Raw genomic sequence first — 812 nt, 5'->3', positions numbered from 1 at the left:
AAAAAAATACACAAATATCCCTATGGACGTTATGGAATGGCGTGTAGACTGGTATGAAGATGTAACAGACACAGCAAAGGTCATCGAAACTGCAAAAGAAATTCGTGAGCTTTTAGGTGAAATCCCATTCTTATTCACATTCCGTACATCCAAAGAAGGTGGTAACTTCCAGCTTCCAGATGAAGATTATAAGACTTTAAACATTGCTGTTGCTCAAAGCGGATATGTTGATATCGTAGATGTAGAAATCTTCACAGGTGATGAGATCGTTACGGAAATGATCGAAAAGATTCATGCAGCAGGTGCTAAGATCATCGCATCCAATCATGACTTTGATCAGACACCATCTCAGTCAGATATCGTATATCGTTTAAGAAAAATGCAGGATATGGGTGCAGATATCCCTAAGATTGCAGTAATGCCTCAATGTAAAAAAGACGTTATTACCTTATTAGCTGCAACAGAGGAAATGGCTACAAACTTTGCTACTCAGCCAATTATTACGATGTCCATGGCTGCTCGGGGAAGTGTAAGCCGTTTAAGCGGAGAATATTTTGGTTCTGCACTTACCTTTGGTGCTGGAGAAGCTGCTTCTGCTCCAGGTCAGATCAGTGCTGATCAGTTAAATGATGTATTGACCATCATTCATAATTCCTTATAATACATAAACCTGATCATTCAGAGAAAAAAAGTGATTGCCAGAGAATATTCCCAAGCAATCACTTTTTTCTTTCCAGACATTATCTGCGAACAACGCAAGGAAACAACAGCGTAATCTGAAATTGATTTTCTTTTCGTTGTATCTCACATTT

The 812-nt window shown here is 38.7% G+C and carries 1 protein-coding gene; it reads left to right on the top strand.

Features of this window, described 5'->3' with window-relative positions:
• A partial coding sequence (gene aroD, locus BHF69_RS13615; protein ID WP_143249567.1) for a type I 3-dehydroquinate dehydratase occupies positions 1-661 on the top strand: 661 nt, incomplete at its 5' end.
• Positions 662-812 lie beyond the last annotated feature (151 nt).

Source organism: Anaerostipes sp. 992a, from assembly GCF_001940245.1.
GTDB lineage: Bacteria > Bacillota > Clostridia > Lachnospirales > Lachnospiraceae > Fimousia.
This window is presented reverse-complemented; position numbering and strand designations above follow the sequence as displayed.